Annotated in this window: 11 protein-coding genes; 6 read left to right on the forward strand and 5 right to left on the reverse strand. The window is 53.4% G+C overall.

The features are described 5' to 3' along the window. The first annotated feature begins 37 nt into the window (after window positions 1-37). Window positions 38-1,702: a ribonuclease J gene (locus NW747_RS02330; RefSeq protein ID WP_273188269.1), complete on the forward strand. Its 1,665-nt coding sequence runs from the start codon at window positions 38-40 to the stop codon at window positions 1,700-1,702. A 239-nt stretch (window positions 1,703-1,941) separates the two neighbouring features. Next, entirely contained in the window at window positions 1,942-2,850 is a 909-nt protein-coding gene (gene fliB, locus NW747_RS02335; protein ID WP_273187846.1) for a flagellin lysine-N-methylase, read from the forward strand. Window positions 2,851-2,937: 87 nt separating this feature from the next. Here the strand turns inward: fliB and NW747_RS02340 are convergent, their stop codons facing one another. The 3 genes from NW747_RS02340 to NW747_RS02350 all read right to left on the reverse strand — a co-directional run bounded on the left by NW747_RS02340 (window position 2,938) and on the right by NW747_RS02350 (window position 9,492). Further along, window positions 2,938-3,144: a hypothetical protein gene (locus NW747_RS02340; protein ID WP_273187847.1), complete on the reverse strand. Its 207-nt coding sequence runs from the start codon at window positions 3,142-3,144 to the stop codon at window positions 2,938-2,940. Between the two features lie 961 nt (window positions 3,145-4,105). Then, window positions 4,106-6,949: an isoleucine--tRNA ligase gene (gene ileS / locus NW747_RS02345; RefSeq protein WP_273187848.1), complete on the reverse strand. Its 2,844-nt coding sequence runs from the start codon at window positions 6,947-6,949 to the stop codon at window positions 4,106-4,108. 1,178 nt (window positions 6,950-8,127) lie between these two features. Then, window positions 8,128-9,492, reverse strand: a complete 1,365-nt coding sequence (locus tag NW747_RS02350; protein WP_273187849.1) for a PTS ascorbate transporter subunit IIC — start codon at window positions 9,490-9,492, stop codon at window positions 8,128-8,130. Between the two features lie 431 nt (window positions 9,493-9,923). Here NW747_RS02350 and NW747_RS02355 point away from each other — a divergent pair, with 431 nt between their 5' ends. Continuing rightward, window positions 9,924-12,422, forward strand: coding sequence for an EAL domain-containing protein (locus NW747_RS02355; RefSeq protein WP_273187850.1), 2,499 nt, complete (start codon window positions 9,924-9,926; stop codon window positions 12,420-12,422). Window positions 12,423-13,051: 629 nt separating this feature from the next. Here the strand turns inward: NW747_RS02355 and NW747_RS02360 are convergent. Together NW747_RS02360 and NW747_RS02365 are read right to left on the reverse strand one after the other, a co-directional pair. Further along, on the reverse strand, window positions 13,052-15,547 hold the full coding sequence (locus NW747_RS02360) for an EAL domain-containing protein (RefSeq protein ID WP_273187851.1): 2,496 nt from the start codon (window positions 15,545-15,547) through the stop codon (window positions 13,052-13,054). Window positions 15,548-15,553: 6 nt separating this feature from the next. Then, a complete protein-coding gene (locus NW747_RS02365) occupies window positions 15,554-15,958 on the reverse strand; it encodes a PAS domain S-box protein (RefSeq protein ID WP_273187852.1) in 405 nt (134 codons plus the stop codon). A gap of 174 nt (window positions 15,959-16,132) precedes the next feature. Here NW747_RS02365 and NW747_RS02370 point away from each other — a divergent pair, with 174 nt between their 5' ends. From NW747_RS02370 to NW747_RS02380, 3 genes are all read left to right on the forward strand, one after another. Next, a complete protein-coding gene (locus NW747_RS02370; protein WP_273187853.1) occupies window positions 16,133-16,675 on the forward strand; it encodes a tetratricopeptide repeat protein in 543 nt (180 codons plus the stop codon). A gap of 703 nt (window positions 16,676-17,378) precedes the next feature. Beyond that, window positions 17,379-17,834, forward strand: coding sequence for an arsenate reductase/protein-tyrosine-phosphatase family protein (locus tag NW747_RS02375; RefSeq protein WP_273187854.1), 456 nt, complete (start codon window positions 17,379-17,381; stop codon window positions 17,832-17,834). Window positions 17,835-17,908: 74 nt separating this feature from the next. Continuing rightward, window positions 17,909-18,709 carry a TIGR02452 family protein gene (locus tag NW747_RS02380; protein WP_273187855.1) on the forward strand — a complete coding sequence of 267 codons (801 nt, stop codon included), beginning with the start codon at window positions 17,909-17,911 and terminating at the stop codon, window positions 18,707-18,709. Window positions 18,710-19,855 lie beyond the last annotated feature (1,146 nt).

The raw sequence follows: 19,855 nt of genomic DNA on the forward strand, positions 1-19,855 counted from the left end.
AAACATAGGCACCAAACAATTGAATAGGAGGATTTGAATCTTGGCAAAAGCTAGATTACAGATTATTCCCCTGGGAGGTCTGGGGGAAATCGGAAAGAACATGACTGTCTTCCGTTACGGCGACGAAATTATCGTAATTGATGCAGGCATGGCCTTTCCGGAAGAAGATATGCTGGGAATTGATATTGTCATTCCCGATTTCAGTTATTTAATCGAAAACAAGGATAAGATCAAAGCCATTCTGATTACCCATGGTCACGAAGATCACATCGGCTCTCTGTCTTATCTTTTAAGGGATGTATCGGCGCCGGTCTATGCGACCCGCCTCACCTGCGGCCTCATTGAAGGCAAGCTGAAGGAAGCCCATATTTCCAATTATGATTTACACGTAGTCAAATCAGGAGATGAATTCAAAGCCGGTTCATTTAAATTCGGATTCTTCCATGTCTGCCATTCCATTCCTGATTCCTGCGGCATTTACCTGCGCACCCCCATCGGTACCATCGTCCACACCGGCGACTTCAAGTTCGATCACTCCCCGGTAGACGGCGAACAGACCGATATGTACAAGCTGGCCGAGCTGGGCCATCGGGGCGTGCTGGTGCTCTGCGCCGACTCCACCAATGCCCAGAACCCCGGCTACACACCGTCGGAAGCCGTGGTCACCCGTTCTCTCATGGAAGCCTACGGCGAAGCAAGGGGCCGTATCATTCTGGCCACCTTCGCATCCAATGTATCCCGTATCCAGATGGCTGTGGATGCCGCCGTCCATTACAAGCGCAAAGTCTGCGTCTTCGGCCGCTCCATGGTGAATGTAGTGAATATCGCCCTGGAAATGGGCTATCTCACGGCGCCGGAAGGCACCTTCATCGAGCCGGAAGAAATCAACCGGTACCGGGATGACCGTCTCTGCATTCTCACCACCGGCAGCCAGGGCGAACCTATGGCAGGGCTGTCCCGCATGGCTGACGGCAGCCACCGGCAGGTCACCATCCATGCCGGCGATACGGTCATTATCTCCGCTTCCCCGATTCCCGGCAATGAAACAAGCGTGGGACGCACCATCGACAGCCTGATGAAACTGGGTGCCCATGTGGTGACCAGTGCCACCACCAGGGTCCACGTATCGGGCCACGGCTCCCAGGAAGATCTGAAAACCATGCTTTCCCTGGTACACCCGAAATTCTTCATCCCTGTGCACGGCGAATACCGCATGCTCTGCAGCCATGCGGAACTAGCTGAAAGCCTGGGTGTCAAGAAGCAGAACATCCTCATCGGCGAAAACGGCTCTGTTTTCGAATTCACCAACCGCAGCGCCAAGATCAACGGCAAAGTACAGGCAGGCCCTGTATTCGTTGACGGCCTGGGCGTAGGGGATGTAGGAAATATCGTCATCCGCGACCGCCAGCAGCTGGCCCAGGACGGCGTAGTCATCGTAGTCATTGCACTGGAAAAAGGAAGCAACCAAGTCCTGGCAGGCCCGGATATCGTTTCCCGCGGTTTCGTCTATGTACGGGACAGCGAAGCCCTGCTCACGGAAGCCCGGGACCGCACCGAGTCCGTACTGGACCGTTGCGAAGCCGGCAATGTGACCGAATGGAATGCCATCAAGACCCAGATCCGCGATACCCTGGGCAAATATTTCTACGACCGCACCAAACGGCGCCCCATGATTCTTCCCATTATCCAGGAAGTCAAATAACCATCCCCCTTCCCCGCCCTGCCATGGGCGGGGATTTTTGTCGAAATCAGTTTCCTGCCGCTGTGAACCGCACTGCTGCCACGGCGAGTAGGAAACTTCCGCAAACAGTTTCCCGCCGCCATGAACCGCACTGGTGCCGCGCTGAGTGGGAAACTTTCCGCAAACAGTTTCCTGCCGCTGTGAACCGCACTGGTGCCGCGCCGGACAGGAAACCCATTGAATTCCCAAGGAGCCCTGCCATGATTACCATTTTCCCTACCTTCTTTCCCTCCTTTGCCTGTAAGGCAGACAAATGCCGCCACACCTGCTGCCAGAAATGGGAAATCGATATTGATGAAGACACTGCCCGCAAATACAGACATACCCCCGGTCCTTTGGGCGATGAACTCCGTGCATGGATGACCACCGGCGACGAAGGCAGCGCCTGCTTCCGGCTGAACGATCAGGGATACTGCCATTTTCTGAATGAAAAAGGGCTCTGCCGGCTCATTCTGGAAATGGGACCTTCCAGTCTCTGCCAGATCTGCCGGGACCATCCCCGGTTCTACAAGTTTACCTATGACAGCCAAAGGGAGGAAGACGTGACCCTTGCCGGCACAGGGCTGGCCTGCGAAGAAACGGTGGAACAGCTTCTGGCGGAAGAGGGAGAAATGGTTTTTGCGGTGAAGGGAGAAAAAGGACTTCTTTCCTTTGAAGACCTGCTGAGCCGACTCTCCCTCTCCCTGCCCCGCTTCCTTCTTCATTTCCATCCTTCTTTCCAGAAAGACCAGGTGCACCAGGTGCTGCAGCTTTTGGAGAAAACAAATCCCATTGACCGGGAGTGGACAGAATCCCTGTCCTTCATGGAAGACCATGAAGAAGAACTCAGCCGGAAAGCAGAACGCCTCGCAGAAAGCCTGCCGCCCCATTTCCTTACCAATCTGTACCGGTACATTTTCTACCGCCAGCTGGATGAATGCGAGGCCTACGACATAGAAGATGCCGCCTGCTACAGCAGCGAAAGCGTGACTTTCATCCTTCTGGAATATGCCAGAACAGGAAACCTCATCCGCTCTGTCACCCGATGGTCCGAGCAGGTGGAATACGATACGGAAAATGTGTACATTCTTCTGGACAGCATGTGGACACACCTTCGGTGTGAGGGTTGACGGGCCTCCGGCCCGAGGGTTGTGGCCGCCTGTCGGCGGCGGGTTATGTCCCCACAGGGGAAACGACTCACTATGATTTGTGCGTCGCTAGTGCTCCTTCAAATCATGTTCGCTGTGCATCGCTTCGCTCAGGGGGCAGAGGGAAAGGTTCTTAAGATTGACCGGCCTGGCGGCCGGAGGGTTCTTAAGTTTGACGGGGCCTTTGGCCCCGAGGGTTGTGGTATCGCCCTCTTGGGCGATGAGTTTTGTAATGCCGCCTTCGGCGGTCACGTCCACATCGAGTATCATAATCATTCTTACCCTCGTACATACCGACTTCGCTGGATGGCGTCTCACTGGATTCGCGGGTTGCGGGGCTCCCCTATGAATCCAGTTCGCTTGCACACCCTTCGCCACTTCGTGGCCCTCTTCCCCTAAAGGGGACGCAAGAACGTTACGGGATTGGCTGTCTGTGTCATATGTGACACAATATCCAGTGCCACCTATTTTCTCGTTTCCCCTTGAGGGGAATGCCTCGAAGAGGCAAAGGGTGTACAAGGCAGAGCGCCGATTTGACACCCCATCGCTATCCTGACCGCCAATCGGCGGCCTGTGTCATTTTTGTTTCTTACCCTTGGACACACCTTCGGTGTGAAGGTTCAAAAGGTTCAGAGGGTTAAGGTTGACGGCCCTTCGGGCCGAGGGTTATGGTCGCCTGTCGGCGACGGGTTGTGCATCGCTTCGCTCAGGGGGGCGACAGCAGCTTCGCCGCTGAGGGTGGTGGCGCCCTTCGGGCGCAGATTACAAAAAAGCCAGCCCGCGCCCTCCGTCATTTCGACCGAAGCGGAGCGGAGTGGAGTGGAGAAATCTCCCCCCCTCTGATGGTACGGGCGGCATTACGGCAGGAGATCTTCAGGCTCAGAGTATCATCGGAGCGGTTTGCATCTACCCCCCATACCGGCACATCCCCCCGCTCGAGATGACGATGCTGGCGGGCACCATTGGACACACCTTTGGTATGAGGGTTCACAGGGCTCAAAAGGGAAGGTTCTTAAGATTGACCGGCCCTAAGGCCGGAGGGTTCTTAAGTTTGACGGGCCTTTGGCCCGAGGGTTGTGGTGGCGGCTGACGCCGCAATTTTTAAAAAGGGGGGGCGGCTGGCGCCGCGGGTTGTGTAGAAGGGTTGTGTCCCCGCAGGATAGAAAAAAGACTGTGAAAAATGATTTACATGTTTCACAGTCTTTTTTGCTGCCTTTTTCAGGTCAAGCGGATTCTATTATTCTCCCATTTCCTGGAGTACATGGGCGCAGCGGGCGCAGACATGGGGATGAGCGGCATCGCTTCCCACATCGGGGGTCCGTTTCCAGCAGCGTTCGCATTTTTCCAGGGTGCATACGGCTACGGAGCACTTCACGGTGCCTTCTTCATTGGAAGATGCGCCTTCCGGTGCTTTTTCGGTGCCTTCTTCAATCTTTGCCTGGGATACGAGGCAGAAGTCGGCCAGTTCTTTTTCCATGTCCTTCAGCACCTGGAATTCATCGCCGTCGGCGTAGACGGTGACTTCAGCGTCCAGCGGATGGCCGATGGTCTTGGCCTGTCTGGCTTCTTCCAGAGCCTTGGTGACTACGCTTCTGACAGCCAGCCGTTTCTTCCACTTTTCGTCCAGTGCTTCATCCAGATATTTCTCATTGGCTTTCGGCATGTCTGCCATATGGACGGACCATTCTCTTTCTTCCCTATTCGGGAGAGCCTGCCATACTTCTTCGGAGGTGAAGCAGAGAACCGGTGCCACCAGGCGTACCAGGGTGGTAAGGATTTCATACATGGCGGTCTGGGCGCTTCTTCTCAGTTTGCCGTCCGCCTTTTCGGTGTAGAGGCGGTCCTTCAGAATATCCAGGTAAATGGAGGACAGGTCGACGGTGCAGAAGTTGTGGACTGCATGGTACATCACATGGAACTGGTAGTCGTCATAGGCTTTGAGAACCGTTTCCTTCACCTGTTCCAGGCGGAGCAGTGCCCAGCGGTCCAGTTCTTCCATATCTTCATAGGCTACGCTGTCTTTCTTCGGATCGAAGTCATAGAGGTTGCCCAGGAGGTAGCGGAAGGTATTTCTGATTTTCCGGTATACGTCGCTCATGGCTTTGATGATCTTGTCGGAGAGACGTACATCGCCCTGATAGTCCACGGAGGAAATCCAGAGGCGCATCACGTCGGCGCCATACTTGTTGATCACATCCTGGGGAGCCACTACGTTGCCTACGGATTTACTCATCTTGCGGCCTTCTCCGTCCATGGTGAAGCCATGGGTGAGGACTGCCTTGTAGGGGGCATAGCCGTTGACGGCAACGGAGCAGAGGAGGGAGGAATGGAACCAGCCGCGGTGCTGGTCGGAGCCTTCCAGATAAAGGTCGCAGGGATATTTCACGCCTTCCCATTCCTTGTGGGGATAGCGGAGGACACCGTTCCAGGTGGAGCCGGAGTCAAACCATACGTCCATAATGTCCTTTTCCTTGTGGAAATGGGTGCCACCGCAGTGGGGGCATTTGAAACCTTCCGGCAGCAGTTCTTCTGCGCTGTGGGCCCACCATGCATCGGTGCCTTCTTTTTCCACGATTTCTTCCACTTTCTTCATGGTTTCCGGTGTGATCACCCATTTGCCGCAGTCATCGCAGTAGAAGGCAGGAATCGGCACGCCCCAGGAACGCTGACGGGAAATGCACCAGTCCTGACGGTCGCGAATCATGTTGTACAGACGGTCATGGCCCCAGGAAGGAATGAAACGGGTATCATCTACGGCTTTCAGTGCTTTGTCCCTGAAATCATTGATGGATGCAAACCACTGTTCCGTAGCTCTGTAGATAATGGGGTTCTTGCAGCGCCAGCAGTGTGCATACTGATGGTGAATGGATTTCTTGCCCAGCAGCATGCCTGCATGAGCGAGAGCGGAAATGACAGGGCCTTCTGCTTCCCAGATGGTCTTGCCTTCCAGGCCCAGACCGGCTTCCGCGGTCATATGGCCCTTTTCATCCACCGGGCAGATGATGGGCAGATCCAGCTTGCCCTTATTTCTGTAGTCCTGGCACACTTCAAAGTCGTCCACGCCATGTCCCGGAGCGGTATGAACGCAGCCGGTGCCGGCATCCAGAGTGACATGGTTGCCTTCCAGCACATAAGCCAGACGGTCCAGCAGGGGATGATGGAAGGTGGCCAGTTCCCATTCAGCGCCGGTCATTTCACGGCCCACAAATTCATAATCTTCTACCTTGCATTCTTCCAGTGCCTTCGGTGCCAGTTCCTTGTTCATGAGGTAGTATTCATCGGCTGCCTTGTTATGTACCCATACATAGGTGAACTTCGGGTTCACGCAGATGGCTTCATTGGCAGGAATGGTCCAGGGAGTGGTGGTCCAGATGACGGCAAAGAGCTTGTCCTTCGGCACCCCTTCAGGAGCAAGGCCCTTCAGGTCCACTGCCGGGAATTTGACATAAATGGAAGGAGACTTTCTGTCTTTATATTCGATTTCTGCTTCTGCCAGAGCGGTTTCGCAGTGGGGGCACCAGTATACAGCCTTCTTGCCTTTGTAAATGTAGCCCTTGTTGGCCATTTCGCCAAAAACTTCCAGTTCCTTGGCTTCCAGATGGGGATCAAAGGTGACATAGGGATTGGCAAAATCGCCCACCACGCCCATACGGATGAAATCGGCCTTCTGGATGGCAATCCATTTCTTGGCATAGGCCAGGCATTTTCTGCGAAGTTCCAGAGGAGTCATGTTGGCCCGGTCTTCGCCGGAATCCTTCAGTACCGCATATTCGATAGGAAGTCCGTGGGTATCCCAGCCGGGGATATAATTAGCTTCATAGCCGGCCATATGTTTGTAGCGGACAATGATATCCTTCAGTGTCTTGTTCAGTGCATGGCCGATATGAATCTTGCCATTGGCATAAGGAGGTCCATCATGAAGAACAAAGGTCGGTGCGCCGTCCTTTCTTCTCTTTTCCTGTCTGGCATGATAGAGGTCATGTTCCTGCCAGAAATCCACAAAGCCCGGTTCCTTCTTCGGCAGATTGCCGCGCATGGGGAAATCCGTCTGCGGCAGATGTAAAGTCTTGCTGTAATCCATTTCAATTCCTCCTATGGAAATCAGAAATTTCCAAAATAAAAAATTCCCGCCCGCAAGGGGCGAGAATTCATTTCCCGTGGTACCACCCTCATGACCTTCCGGCCACTTGGTACAGTTAACGATGTCCCGTCAGGGCTTTTCTTCCCTGAAGCTCCGAAGTGATCCTCCCGCAGGCTGAACGCTCCCTTTCACCAGACGGAAGCTCTCTTTGGAATCAATCCATGCGAAACGTCTTCATCCACGCTTGTCAGTATTTTTATATTTTACTTATCATAAAGCCATAAGTCAAGGGGATTTTAAAAAAGACGCGCCTTTGGCGCGAGGGTTCAGAAGGTTCAGAAGGTTCAGAGGATTCAAAGGGTGGCGGATTGCCCTTCGGGCGTGAAGGTTCTTAGGATTGACCGGCCTGAGGGCCGGAGGGTTCTTAAGTTTGACGGCCTTTCAGGCCGAGGGTTGTGGTATCGCCCTTACGGGCGATGAGTATAAAGTCAGCGTTACGGGATTGGCTTTCTGTGTCACATGGTATGATAAGCATTCTGCGGATTGGCTCGCTGCGCTCGCCTCCCCCTATCCGGCTTCGCCGGACTTCCCCCTATTCAGGGGGCAGAATAAAACACCTCGAAGCCTCGCTTCGTAAGCGGCTCTACAGTAAGCACGGGTTATTGTGCCACCTCGCAGAGGGGGTGGCAAAGGAACTGGATTCATAGGGGAGCTGTAGGCGACCCGCGAATCCAGTGACATGCTTCCCACCGGGCAAGGTGGTGGCGCCAGCCACCAAAGGGGGAATGCATTTCCTCGCCCGTAGGGCGGTTGTATGGTTTTCCAACGGGCGAAAGCCCGGTTGTCTGGTTTTCGCCGCCAAAGGCGGCATAAAAAATGGCGCCGAAGGCGCCGTACCTCCCCAGTGGGCACGGTCAGCCAACCAATAGGTAAGCCCTTTAATGGGCAGGCTAAGGGCCTACTTTGGCTGACTTGGAGGTCCTATGCAGGACCTCCACAGTACTTCATACCTCCCGAGGGCGGGAGCCCTCAACCCGTCCGGGAGGCGTCAGCCGGTCCCGGACAGAACCCTTGGCGCCCAGGGCCAAAGGCCCGGCGGCGCCATCAACCCTCACGCCCGTAAGGGCGTGTCAACCTTCGGGAATACAACCACCTGCCTCAAATGACACTGCCTTCCCTTACTTATCTTCCTCCTGGTTAATAACCCGGTTCTTTGTCTTCATGAAATTCGGTGCCACCAGGACCACCAGCACCAGGGCCATGAGGGCGTAAATGCCGAAGGTGCCCAGGAAACGGTAGGCCATGGACAGGGCCATGCCTACCACGTTGAAGTCGAAATCGCCGAAGGTAGTGTTTTTGAAGCCCAGTCCTTCAAACACAGGAATGAGAAGGGCGGCGGCAAAGGTGATGAGGAGGCCGTTGGTGAAGGCCCCCAGTGCGGCGCCCCGGCGGCCGCCGGTGGCATTTCCGAAGATGCCGGCTGCAGCGCCGCAGAAGAAATGGGCTACCAGACCGGGAACGATGAGAACGCCGCCGGCAAAGCCCAGGATGAGCATGCCCAGTACGCCGCCGATGAAGGAGGACACAAAGCCCAGCACCACCGCCGTAGGAGCATAGTTGAAGAAAGCCACGCAGTCCACTGCCGGCACCGCATTGGGGATGACTTTTTCCGATACCCCTTTGAAAGCAGGGATGAGGTCGCCCAGCATCATGTTGATGCCGCTGCTCACCACTGCCACGCCTACGGCAAATTCAAGGCCCGCCATGATGGCGAAGATGACCGGGGACATGCCGTGGGAAATGGTGGATACATAGTCCGGGCCGGCAGCAAAGGCAGCCAGCAGGAAGAACACAATCATGGTGAGGGCGGTGGACACGTTGGTATCCTTCAGGAAGGCCCACTTTTCCGGGATTTCCATGGATTCGATATTATCCTCCGCCTTGCCGGCCTTAGAACCTACCCAGGCAGAAATGTAGTAAGCCAGACTGCCGAAGTGGCCCAGGGCGATGTGGTCTCCATGGGTGACGCGGTTTGTATATTTTTGGCCAATGGCCGGTGAAATGGAGCTCCAGGCCCCCAGAAGGAAGCCTCCTGCCAGCACCAGCTCCATGCCGGAAAGGCCGATGGTACCCAGTACCGCCGACAGAAGGCAGGCCATGAAGAAGCTGTGGTGCACCGTGAGGAACACATATTTGAATTTCGTAAGCCGAGCAATGACCAGGTTCATCATGAGCCCTGCCACCAGGATAAACATGGTTTCCGTGCCAAGGAGGCGGGAAGCGGAAGCTACGATGGCTTCATTGCTGGGCACTACACCGGTGATATGGAAGCCTTCATGAATCATCTGCCCCAGAGGCTCCAGGTTTGCCACAATGATATTGGCCCCGGCCATCATCATGATATAACCCAGAACCGGCCGAAGGGTTCCTGTCAGTACTTTGTGAAAAGGCTTCCGAAGGGCCATGAGGCCGATAAAAGAAAACAGCCCCACAATCAGCGCCGGCTGCTTCACCACATCCATTAAAACATCCAGAATTCCCATGCCTTACCTCTCTGCTTTCTTATAGAGTCAATCAAATAAAACAAATTTGATTTTACGCTTTTCTATCAGGGCCGTCAAGAAAAAAGAAAGCCAAAAAGCCCCGTCCCGCTGCCCCTTTCGGAGAGAAGGGAAGCGAAACTTCTAGCCCTATGTTCATCAAAAGTATATAAATTCATCATTCTGCAAATCTATAGTTCCTATTTCCTGTCCCCCTTCCTTCATGGACAGGCGATGTAAAATTTTTGTAGAGGTCTTTTAGTTCCCTCTATAGCTTTTATATACCGGACCATTTATAATAAGGCTTGTGAATTTAATCCTATCCTATTCGAGTGTTATAAAAAGTGTTATAAAAAATAAATGTACCTTAATCCATAACAATCTTTTATTACAGATATTTTAACAGATGAATTTTTATTCATGAAGGAGCTTTTATGACCCAGGAGTCATTGACTTATACAACCATTTTGGAGCACGTCATGGATGGTATGCCCGGCGGTGTTCTTGTGTACCGGGATGATGAAAAGGAAGAGATTCTCTATGCCAATTCCTGGCTGATTCATATGTTCGGCTGCCATGATATGGACGATTTCATGGCTGTCACCGGCGGATCTTTCAGAAGCCTGGTCCATCCCCAGGATGCGGAGAAGGTGGAGAAGGATATAGAGCGCCAGATTTCTTCCGGAACCAATGTATTTGATTACGTCAACTACCGCATCCTCACAAAGGAGGGCACGGAAAAGACGGTGGAGGAGTTCGGCCACCTAGTCCATGTACCCGGTGTGGGACCTGTATTTTACGTATTCTTTCTGGACAGCGACGCCAAGTATGTGCTTCATGACATTGACGGCATTACGGGACTACCGGGACAGACCCGGTTCCTTAAGGAGGCAGCCCTGCGCCTGGCCTTTTCGCCTTCTTCTGCCGGCAGGCCGGTGATGCTGTACATGAATATCCGCAATTTCCGGATGTTCAATCTTCTTTACAGCAGCCGCCGGGACAATGAATTTCTGAAAAAAGCAGCGCTCATCCTGAAAACCGCCTTCCCCCAGGCCCTCATTTCCCGTTTTTCCGACGATCATTTCGCCATTCTCACAGAGGAAACCTCGGTGCATGAACGCATTGACCGGGCCTTTCGGGAAATCATGAGTCTTCGGGAGGACGTGGATCTGGCAGTGAAATTCGGCCTCTACTATATCGATGATGCCTGCACGAAGCCGGAGACCGCCTGCGACCTGGCCAAGGCCGCCGCCGACAGCATCAGGAACCGTTATGATATCCACTGCCAGACCTATACGGAAACCATCGGTGAAAAGGCTTTTATCAGGAGCTATGTCATGGACCATCTGCAGGAAGCCCTGGATAAGAAATACATCAAAATCTACCTGCAGCCGGTGATCCGCTCCATTTCCGGCACCCTTGCCAGCGCCGAAGCCCTGTCCCGGTGGGTGGATCCGGTATACGGACTCCTTTCGCCGGCCGATTTCATTCCTGCCCTGGAGGAAAGCCGCCAGATTCAGAAGCTGGACCTCTATGTGCTGGAAGAAATCTGCAAAACTTACCGCGCCAGAGTGAGCCAGGGACTGCCGGTGATTCCTATTTCCTTCAACCTGTCCCGCGTCGATTTCTACAGCGGCTCTATTTTTGAAGAAGTGGACGCCATCGTCAGGAAGTACCGGGTGCCCCACCATATGATTCATGTGGAAATCACGGAAAGCGTCTTCATCAAGGACGGCGTCAGCATCAGCACCCAGATCGACAAATTCCGGGACGCCGGCTATGAAATGTGGATGGACGACTTCGGCAGCGGCTATTCTTCCCTGAACGTGCTGAAGGATTACCATTTCGATGAAATCAAGATCGACATGGCCTTCCTCTCCAGCTTTACGGAAAAAGCAAAGGACATTATCAAATCCACGGTACGCATGGCCAAGGACATCGGCATCCACACCCTGGTGGAAGGGGTGGAAACGGAAGAGCAGCTCCAGTTTATCCGCTCCATAGGCTGCGAGAAAATCCAGGGATGGTACTACGGCAGACCCATGCCTCTTGCGGAACTGGAAAACTGCATGCAGGAAAAAGGATGGATTCCGGAGGACCGGGCCCTTAAAAATTACTACAACCCCCTGGGTTCCATCGATTTCCTCACCGATGAGTCCATGGCCCTGGTAGAGCTGAATGAAGGGAAACTGACCTACCTCTTTGCAAACCATAAATTCCGCCAGGCCCTGGCTTCCGGCGGCACCAGCACGCCCCGCCATTCGGAGAAAGAGCTGAACAGCCCCTCCTCTTCCCTGGGCAGGAACATTCACGCCTTCTTCCTGAATATCCTCCGCACCGGACAGGACCAGACCATCACCTATCCGAAAAAGAACCGCTACATGCATCTCACAGGGCACCACCTTTCCACTCTGGCCGGCAAAGACCGTCACCTCTTCCAGGTCCACCTGACCCATATTTCCATCAGCCGGGAAGCAGAAGAAGCCCACCGGCTGGATGATATGCTGCGCAGCCTGTACTACCTGTACCAGAGCATTACGGTGCTGAACCTGAAGGACGATACGGCCACCCCCATCATCGCCAATACCCCCTTCCGGCAGTATCTTTCCAAAAAGACAAAGGGCCTTGAAGCCCTGCGCAAAGCGGCGGAATCCCAGATTCACCCGGACGACCTTCCCCGCTACCGCCGCTTCACGGAATTTCATCACCTCTACCAGCTTCTGGAGAACGATCCCTATGGCACTGCCGCCGGCATCTTCCGCACCCTGGACGAAGACGGCACCTACCGCTGGTACGTGCACACCATTATGGCTGTGCCCAATACCGATTTCAAGATCTTTCTCTACGCCTGTAAACTGTCCTTCATGAGCAGCAAAGAATTCCGGGAACCTATGCTGGAACTCTGCAGGGAATGGATGGATAAAAAGGAATAAAATCCCGAAGAAGTCATCGGGAGCCCGCGCAAAAAAGCTGTGAAAAATGTAAACCATTTCTTCACAGCTTTTTTGTATGTCTTCATTGGTCGAAATGACGGAGGGCGGAACGGCGTTTTGTCATTGGTGGAGTGAGATTTCTCCACTTCGCTACGCTACGGTCGAAATGACGATAGGGGTGCCCGCTGCCAACGTCATCTCGAGCGGGGCTGCGCGCCGATATGGATGGTAAAGACCCTGGCACGCATGAAACGCTGAGTCGAGAGATCTCCCGCCGTAATGCCACCCGTACCATTAGAGGGGGAGATTTCTCCACTTCGCTTCGCTTCGGTCGAAATGACGATAGGGGTGCCCGCTGCCAACGTCATCTCGAGCGGAGCTGCATGTCGATATGGATGGTAAAGACCCTGGCACTCATGAAACGCTGAGCCGAGAGATCTCCTGCCTCAATGCTTCATGTACCATAAGAATGGGAGATTTCTCCACTCCGCTTCACTCCGGTCGAAATGACGAAGGTGGGGCGGCGTTTTGTCACTAGAGGAATGAGATGGGGCTTCTCTCTTTTAACCATCAAAATGGCGCAGGAGAGTACTGTCTCCTGCGCGGACTATGGATTTCTCTACGTTTTTTTATTTTTCAAAGGGCAGGCGGTTCAGGATCTTCAGCAGCGGTTTTCTGAAGCTCTTTTCATCCAGCGGAGAATTCCTCACGGTATAGAGGAGATAGGTTTTCCCTTTCCGCTGCACCGGAAGGATGGAATGAACATTCCAGTGATACTGACGGTCATTGCCCAGGGTGCGGAAGCAGCCTACCACGGTGCCGTAGGAGTCTTCGTGGATGCGCTGCCGGATATTCGACAGGTTACAGAATTCCAGGAACCGCTGCCGGTCGTCGGGATGCACCATGACGGAAGCATACTGTTTGGCCATTTCCGCCAATCCCGCATGGCGCCGGTGGAAATGTGTCTGGTAAGGCGTATTGTTCACCAGCGGAATGACAGCATTTCCCTCCGGATCTACCAGGCCCACAGCCTGGTAGAGATAGAAAATATTCCGCATCACCCAGTCCAGGGACACTGCCTCGTTTTCCTTTTCATTAATGGTAATGTTCGTGAGGAAGGCCAGTCCCAGATGGGTGTTTCCCTCCTGCGCCAGATGACGCACTTCCAGTTTCATGTACTGCCCGTTTTCCGTATAGGTCATGGTTCTGTCAGCGGCTGACTGCGCCAGGCTTTCTATGAAACTTCTGATGTTCTTGCCAATGGGACCGGCGGAATCATTGATGGAATCCTCCGATTTCTCAAGGCTTTCCACGCCGGCAGAGCGGAGGGATTTCATAAACTCCGGATTGGCGAAAAGGTAATGAAGGGTTGTCCCCGTATATTCCACCACGGCCATGGACTTATCGGTGAGGAAATCTACGCCTTTCAGAGACCCGTAATACTGGCGAAGGTCCGGTGTCTCCACTATCCAGCCCTTCTTCTTCTGTGTCTCCTTCAGTTCATCCAGAGTCATGGGCTTTCCGTAATAGTAGCCCTGGATGAGCTCGCAGCCGATGGAACGGATAAAGCGCACCTGGTCCTCCGTTTCCACCCCTTCCACCAGGGTATGGATGCCGATTTCCTTGGCCATGCGGATAATAGCCTTGATAATATTCCGGGACTTTTCACTGCTGCTGGAAAGGAAGGCCATGTCGATTTTGATTTCATCGAAGTTGTAATCTTTGAGGGTATTCAGGGAAGAGTAGCCGCTGCCGAAATCATCCATCCACACTTCATAGCCGGCGCTGCGGAACCGCTCGATTTCCTTCCGGATCACGTCCCCTTCACGGACAAAGGCGCTTTCCGTCACTTCCACATAGAGCATATTCCGGGGCACCTGGTACCGTTTCCGTATGTCCTCCACCTCATCAAAAATAGAGCCCTGGAAAAAATCCACCCGGGACAGATTAAAGGAAGTGGGAATGACCGCTTTGCCTCCATCCGTCTGGGCGCGGTAGCAGCGGCAGATTTCCTCCAGCACATAGAGATCCAGCTTCTTCACCTGCCGGCTCTCTTCCAGAAGAGGCACATAAATGCCGGGCGAAATCATGCCCCGCTCGGGATCCTTCCATCGGGACAGGGCTTCCACACTGGCCAGGGTACCGGACACGGTGCGGATGACTGGCTGCAGATAAACCTCTATCCACCGCTTTTCCAGTGCTTCCCTGAAGTGGTCGATCACATAGCTCCGAAGGGCTTTCCGGCGGCTCATATCTACCGTATAGAAGCAGACGTACTGATCCGGCAGCTCCTTGATGCTGTCGCAGGCCATCTGGGCCATGCCACAGGCACTTTCCACAGGCACGTGAAAATCATCTACCTGGTAAATGCCAAACTTCACATCCAGACGGCTGGCATCATAGAGAGCATGAATCTGCTCGGTAATGGAGGGAATCAGGGCCTCCACGGAAGGCAGGGACGCCAGAATGACGAAATGGTCATCGGCAAAGCGGGAAATGAGATTATTGGGGAAATTTTTCTGCAATACCGCCGCCATTTTAAGGAGAAACTGATTTCCCTTCTCGCTGCCGTTCCGAAGATTGTAGAAACTGAAATTGTGGATATTTATATAAATAAATGCCAGCTTCGGCGACTTCGGATCCAGAGACGCCATGGCCATGGTCATGGACGCATGCTGCAGGAACCGGGTCTTTCCGGGAAGACCGGTGAGGGCGTCAATATCATAAATCTTGTACTTGGTATCATTGTCCAGGAAGAACACATAAAACACAGGTCCCACACCGGGCACAAACACCCGGTGGCCGAACTCCTCCACCCGCCTGATAGAACCATCCTTTCGGACAATACGGTAATTGACGAAATCCAGCTTTTCCGGACTGCCGGAAATCTGATCCCGGATATCCTTATCCACCCGGCTCCGGTCCTCCGGATGCACCAGATGCATGAAAGAGCCGCCGGTGGTCTTCATGAAATCCTCATAGGAAGAACAGCCGAAAACACGAATCAGCCAGGGATTGGCATATAAAATTGTCTGCTCCCCATCGTCGCGGTAAATGAGAATCCCGCCGGGCAGGTTCCTATCCAGCTGCGAAAGCAGCGTACCTGTTACATCTATCCCTGACAAAATCAATCACCGTTCCTTTGGTATAGGATATTCACTTTCCGGAAGGACCCGGAAATATTCGATAGCCCCCAGAGCTTTATCCCCTCTGAAAAGAGGCTCTGTATGCACCAGAACGGGCACCCGCTTCCCTGCCTTATTCTTCAGGAAAACCGGCTGCTCCCGGGACTGGCCGTCAAAAATGGTAGCCATCATGGGGCAGAAATCATGGCATAAATGAAGGCCCGTGCTGTCGATATGATCCAGGCCGCCGTTGAAACAGTGCTTTCCTACCATTTCTTCCCTGCTGTAGCCGGTAATATGTTCCGCTCCCTGACTCCAGAATATGATTTTCCGCTCCCCATCCAGCACGTACATGCCAAAGGGCGCTTCATCCACCATCTTCCGCAGCAGATCCACCATTTCTATATCCATGCTTCTTTACCCCCCCCGATATATTTATAAATATCAATCTCACAATATGATACACCTGTCACTAATAGTACAATTCCACTGAGACAAAAAATCTATCATAATCTATTACAACCGGTAGTCATGCTCCCTATGGACATGTCCTGCCGACATGAGGGTTTGGCGCCTTCGGACCGGATGTCATCATTGTCCGCCCCTGCCTTTGCCTCAACCAGAGGGCTCAGCCAGGAGGAAAAGCGCTCCCTTGCCGGAACCTATCTGGACATGGGCATCGGCTTCTATCAGGGCGCCTGCAGAAATGACGCCAAGGCCCTGGCCTTTTTCCGGGAAGCAGACAGACTGGGCCACATGAAGGCAGGCCGCTGGATCGGACTTCTCTATGCCAATGGAAAAGGGGTGCCCCGGGATTTCAAAAAAGCCGCCAACTGGTATAAAAAATCGGCAGACAAAGGCGATATCACCGCCACCTGGCTCTTAGGCGAGCTCTATGAAAAAGGAGAAGGCCGTCCCCAAAGCTATGACAAAGCCTTTACCCTCTACCAGCGGGCCGCAGAGCGCACAGACATCATCGGCGCCCCTGCCATGACAAGGCTGGGACGGCTCTATGAAAAGGGGCTGGGCTGCCCGAAGGATACAGCCAAAGCCGAAGAGCTGTACAAAAAAGCAGTGGAAGCAGGCTATGAAGAAGCCAAAGCCGACCTTTCCCGGCTTGATGGATGAAATCGAAGCAGTGAAAAAAGCACCGGTCCTTACCGATGCTTCTTTCACTGCTTTCTTTTTTTCAGGAAAACGGAAGGCCAAAAACTCACAGCGTCGCTGCTTTGCCGCCTTCTAAATGGAAGGTCCGGAAATCTCCCCGGTGTCAAGTATATGATTTTCTGCCTTCCTTTGTGCCACGCAAAAAACCCCTGATTCATCCCATGCTGATGCGCGGTAGGGCTCAGGCGTTCAGCTTCGATGAATCGGCCAGGAGCAGCCGCCTAAGCGGAATATCTGTGTCGTCAAGGAAGAACTGGTATAGCCATTTGCCACCAGGATGTCTGGCAGGTCATCTTCAGGAGTTTTATAGATTGTTTTCGACGCGTCAGAGAGTTCTGATTCATATGAGGAAGTTCTTCCTGCCTCCATGGCCTGTCCCTTGATAAGGTGTGTGCACGTAACAGGCAGGGAGGCGGGCGCCCCTTCCGGGCCCTTTCAGTTCTCTCTGTCTATATAATCCCTTTAAAGGAGGAAAGTTCTCATGGAAAGAGGAAATCTCAGGGCCCTGCACCCCGCTTCTCATATGCCTTTCCTGCCTTCCAGCCCCTTTGCAGCGTCTCACTGTCTGATGGCCTGATTCCCCCTTCCTTTACCTTTCTTTTACAGGAATGTTATATAATAAGACAGAATATCTTTGGATTTCATCAGTGAAAGGAGCCTTTCCATGATTAAACTTCTGTTCCTGTCTCACACCGGAAGCGGCGAGCCGCCGATGGCGGAATTCATTATGAAACATTTGGTGAAAAAAGCGGGCCTGTCGGAGAAAATCTACGTTTCCTCCGCCTGCCTGGAAAAGGAAGGCTCCCCTCTCTGCCAGGAAGGGAAGGATGTACTGGCAGCCCACGGCATCCCTGCCACCAATAAGAAAGCCCTGCCCCTGGAATGGAGTACCTATGACCAGTTCAACTACATTTTCCTCATGGATAATCCCCAGGATCCCCGGCTTTTCAATACCATGGGCGGCGATGTGGACAATAAGATTTCCCTCCTGTCCGCGGCAGCCGGTTATGACGGCGGCATTGCCAATCCCTATAAAGGGGCCTCCTTTGAAGAAGCCTTCCAGGCTTCAGACATTGCCTGTCAGAAACTCTTGGAGAAATATAAGGACTGGATCGAATAGGGCCCCTGCGGAAAGGCTGCGGCCTGCCATGGGACGACAGACAGGCCCCCGGGAGCGTGTTCACGGAGGAACAGATGGATACAAGAATGCGCTATATGGCGATGGCCAGAGAAAATGAAAAAATCATAAACCAGGGATTTTATGAAGCAGGGGGAGAGGTCTTTCATTTTGCCTCTCCCCTTTCCAGACTGGAGGAGGCGGAAATCTACGGGCTGAAGGCGCTGGAAGAGATGGTCTCTTCCCTTTCCGCTCCCCTGGGGGAAGGAAGAATTTCGGTGGTCGAAGGAGATACCCTGGCCTACGGGGCAGAGGGGGTATTGAATTTTGCCAATGCCTTTACCCCCGGCGGCGGATATCTTTACGGCGCCTCTTCCCAGGAGGAAGCCCTCTGCCGGGAGAGTACCCTCTATGCATCCCTTTCAGGGAAAAAGGGACTTCCCTATTATGAAGAGAACCGGCGGCGCCAGAGTATGTACGGCTCTTACGGCATGGTCTTTTCTCCTTTCGTAGAAATCTTCCGAAGCGCCGACGGTACTCTTTTCGGGCCGCCCCGCCAAACCGCTGTCATCACGGCGCCGGCCATAGACCTTCGGGGACCGGCAGGAAAAATGGATAAAAAGGAAATCGGCCGCCGGCGGATACAGCGCATACGACGCATCCTGGCCCTGGCAGTGGCAAAGGGTATCCGGACTCTGACCCTGGGCGCCTGGGGCTGCGGCGTATTTCTCAATCCGCCGGACCAGGTGGCCTCTGATTTTTACAGGGTACTGGTGGAGGAAAGGTATCGCTTTTATTTTGACTCCATCCTCTTTGCCATATACTGCCCTGGAGACAAGAGGAATCTCCAGGCCTTTCGGGAAAGGTTTTCCCCATAGGCTTCAGCCTATGGCGGCGGGCTCCCTGCCCCCTTCGGCGAGAGACCCTCTCTTTCTCATGAAGTGCTTAAAGAAAAATTCAATAAGCCCTTTTTGCCGGCAGCAGCGGCATTTTTTACCATTTCCTCCTTTAAAAGATAACAATCGCCTTTAATAAAATCCTAAATGATGTATAATAGAGACAGGTTAAGGTGATAAGTATGGTTTCCATGCTGTACCGCCGGTTCCTTTTTCTTTTTTCCCGCTGGCCCGGCCCTTTGATTTCCGGCAGGTTTCCCGGCAGATGAAACGTACGATCCTTTGGGGAAGGGGAGAAATGAGAACCTTTTGAGGTCTATCCTCCGAAGTATTTCGATTGTGAGATCCGGATTCCTCAGCCACTCTGCCACAGGCAGGCTGGAGGGGCAGCGGCTGGAAGGGTCCGCGAATCTGCCGCTTTTGAAATCGTTTGACTGTTACAGGGTTTCAAAGCGGAATCATTTTTGCTGAAGGTAAGGAAGAGGCATCTTCCTCTTTCCTCTTTTTCGGCCAAGCCTTTCGTAAGGGCTGACAGGAGAAAAGGGCAGATGGAGATTAGCCATTGCACAGGAATGCATTCATTCCTTCACCCCGCACAGGTCAGTGTTTCGACAGAAGTGACAAATTCAGCATGCGCCCTGTCTTTCTCCCGTACCCGGCTGACGGTATGACAGCCGCAGGAAATGGAAAGTTTCCTCCTTTCCCCTTTCTGCAGGGATTCTCCCCATACCTCTTCATAGGCTCATTTTCTATGGGTCCATGATTACACCATTCCCAAACTCCAAAAATACAAAGGCCTTCACCGGCTGCCATCCGGTGAAGGCCTTTTACGTGCGGATTCTATGGAGATGCTTTGGGGCTTGAGGGTTCAGGCGCCTTCGGCGCCCTATGGGGCTTGAGGGTTCTAAAGTTTGACGGGGCTATCGCCCCGAGGGTTCTTAGGGTTGACGCGCCTCCGGCGCGAGGGTTGTGGTGGCGCCTCTAAATTTATAGAAGGCGCCCTCTTATGATAAAGCCTTTACAACCGCCCTGCGGGCGAGGAAATGCATCCCCCCTTTGGTGGCTGACGCCACCACCTTTCCCGGTGGGAAGCATGTCACTGGATTCGCGGGTCGCCTACAGCTCCCC

The organism is Dialister succinatiphilus (genome assembly GCF_928721695.1).
GTDB classification, from domain to species: Bacteria; Bacillota; Negativicutes; order Veillonellales; family Dialisteraceae; genus Dialister; species Dialister succinatiphilus.

Excerpts from the sequence above, each read along its gene's own strand:
- NW747_RS02380 (WP_273187855.1), top strand. The coding sequence starts at position 17,909 with ATGGATACAAGAATGCGCTATATGGCGATGGCCAGAGAAAATGAAAAA.
- NW747_RS02375 (WP_273187854.1), top strand. The coding sequence starts at position 17,379 with ATGATTAAACTTCTGTTCCTGTCTCACACCGGAAGCGGCGAGCCGCCG.
- fliB (WP_273187846.1), top strand. The coding sequence starts at position 1,942 with ATGATTACCATTTTCCCTACCTTCTTTCCCTCCTTTGCCTGTAAGGCA.
- ileS (WP_273187848.1), bottom strand. The coding sequence starts at position 6,949 with ATGGATTACAGCAAGACTTTACATCTGCCGCAGACGGATTTCCCCATG.
- NW747_RS02355 (WP_273187850.1), top strand. The coding sequence starts at position 9,924 with ATGACCCAGGAGTCATTGACTTATACAACCATTTTGGAGCACGTCATG.
- NW747_RS02370 (WP_273187853.1), top strand. The coding sequence starts at position 16,133 with ATGTCATCATTGTCCGCCCCTGCCTTTGCCTCAACCAGAGGGCTCAGC.
- NW747_RS02340 (WP_273187847.1), bottom strand. The coding sequence starts at position 3,144 with ATGATTATGATACTCGATGTGGACGTGACCGCCGAAGGCGGCATTACA.
- NW747_RS02365 (WP_273187852.1), bottom strand. The coding sequence starts at position 15,958 with ATGGATATAGAAATGGTGGATCTGCTGCGGAAGATGGTGGATGAAGCG.
- NW747_RS02350 (WP_273187849.1), bottom strand. The coding sequence starts at position 9,492 with ATGGGAATTCTGGATGTTTTAATGGATGTGGTGAAGCAGCCGGCGCTG.